General features: G+C 31.6%; 2 protein-coding genes. Both read right to left on the minus strand.

The features are described 5' to 3' along the window. Nucleotides 1-85: 85 nt before the first annotated feature. Complete coding sequence (locus tag M72_RS13235; RefSeq protein ID WP_055068558.1) at nucleotides 86-1,630, minus strand: ATP-binding protein; 1,545 nt, start codon at nucleotides 1,628-1,630, stop codon at nucleotides 86-88. A gap of 377 nt (nucleotides 1,631-2,007) precedes the next feature. After that, nucleotides 2,008-2,358, minus strand: a 351-nt coding sequence (locus M72_RS13240; RefSeq protein WP_206541833.1) for a hypothetical protein, incomplete at its 5' end; no start/stop codon positions are given.

Consider the following 2,358-nt stretch of genomic DNA (forward strand, 5'->3'; position numbering starts at 1 on the left):
CTTCAGCATGCCTCTATTGTATCATGCTTATGTGTATTTGGAATTTCTCATTTTGGCTTGTACTATTTATATTCTAGCACCAATATTATTTAAATAGTGCTGGGTACTTATTTTCTACTTGCCTCATATATATATCCATTTTTTTCAAAACATAATCAGCAATAGCTGAGGGCACCTTTTTCTTCGTATAGTGGAACTCCAAACATATCAATCTGTCTTCAAGTTCAACCGTTATATCAGGATATATATTATTTAGCCATGGATGCTGTTTTTCTGGAGTTATAGTTAAATCTGGGCGTAGTTCTTGCAAAGCTGCAGCTATAGTTTTGTTAAAAGGTTTATCGCTTCCATCATGTTCCAAATTATATCCTGAAGCCACTTTATTTATTTCTTCATATGCTTCTCTAGCCTTTTCTATTGCGTTATTTGAATTTCCGCGTATTGCCCCCAAAGTTATTTTTTCCCCATTCAATTGTTTTAAAATAGGTGTTCTTTCTAAAAAACTTTTGGCTGTTGATTTTTGTTTCCAATTCTTAGGAAATGTTAATGTATCCCAATCTATTTTTTCATTAACCCCATATGTATTTCCATATGATGCTAAACATGAAACTAATGCACTTGTTTGTAAATACATTATTTTTGTTTTAAATGCACCAGATAATGCTAATTGTAGTCGATTGGAGTCCCAAAATTCTGCTTTCTGATTTCCGTGGATATATTCATCTAATTTTGCATGATATGCATCCCAACACTCTTCAATATTTTGGGATTTTCTTACAAACTGAGCAACTAGTTGCTCTGCCTCCGGCATACTAAATATAAACCACACCTCTGTTGGCTTAGGTATGCTCTTTAGTATCTTGTCAACTCTATCTGTCTTCTTAAACCATAACTCTCTAATTTCAATAATATAATCTCGTAATGTAAACAGACTCTCTTTACCCTTTAATGTATTCAAAACCTCTATAAAATCAGAATCTGTCAGTTGAAAATCACTGTAAATATACCCCGCATTTATTACTGAAATAGTATTCTTTAATATAGATGGAAATTCGTCTTTATTTGGACCTTTAAAATCCAAAACTTCTTTTCCTCTATAAAATAATGTTCCCGAAACTGCTTGAGAATATTTTTTTATATCATCCACATCTTGTTTTTCAGTGACTGCCCATATTATAAAAATGGGATTTTTCCTAAGTATGCCATTTAAATCTCTAAAAAATGCCTTTTTATTTTCAGCAGTTTCATCTTGAATTGATTCCAAGTAATCTAAAACAATTGTAAATACACCATTAGAATTTACAATAATATTATTATTTTTAATGACTTCCTTTATTTTTTCATTAATCTGAACTAATTTGGGCGCCGAAAATTTTGTTGCATCAATGTTAACAACATCTCTAATCGGCATATGTGATCTCCATTTCAGCGACTGAATAAATGTTGATTTCCCAACTCCTGGAATACCATGTATTAAAAGCAATTTCCCAGCATTTCGAATATTTTTTGCAATAAACGCAACTTCTTTTTCTGCATCTTGTACTGGAACGACAAATTCCATCATTTTTTCCAATTTGTCATTTAATTCAAATTTTACATCCTCAAAAGAATCCGGCAAATATAATTCCATTATTAATTCCTCCCTATATAGTCAAGTCTTTTTTCCTTATTTTTCAAGAAATTTTTATTCTCTAATCTCAATCAAATAAACCAACGGCATGCAAAGTAAAACGTCATTGTATTTTCGTTTTATATAGCCCTGCGTATGCTCTTCCTTCTATGACCGTCAATCTCCCCTCTCATGTCTAACGAGATCTTATGTTCCTACTTTCTTCGTTTGACATATCCATAATCCAGGGATTAACTTAGTTCCTTCACAGGATCATATCCTCTGGTCATTATTCTTGCAACTACTGGCTCATTCTTTGTTTGTATTACTAACTCTGCTATAACAACCACACTTTTCAGCGAGTCAAGATATTTTTGAACAAATTATTTGCTGTATAATTATTTTTCTAACGTCACTTCATATTTCTGTTTTTTCCACTCCTCTTGATGTTTTCTATTTATAAGCAAATAAATCTCATCTTTCAATTTCTGAACCTCTGCAATTTCATTTTCTAAAGAATCGCTATTTTTTGACGCTACAAATTTATATATATGATTCTGAATTTCTTTCATTTTACTTTTTAATTCTTTATCATCGTCATAATCATGTAATGAAATAGCCATTGCATATTGATACTTTAATAGCTCCTCATATTTTTGTATTCTATTTAGGCGTTTGCGAAACGCCACAGCCCGCATAAATACGGCATTTTTTGTTACCAAATTAAAATAACTCCTCACCGGATATGG

This window comes from Roseburia faecis, from assembly GCF_001406815.1.
GTDB classification, from domain to species: domain Bacteria; phylum Bacillota; class Clostridia; order Lachnospirales; family Lachnospiraceae; genus Roseburia; species Roseburia faecis.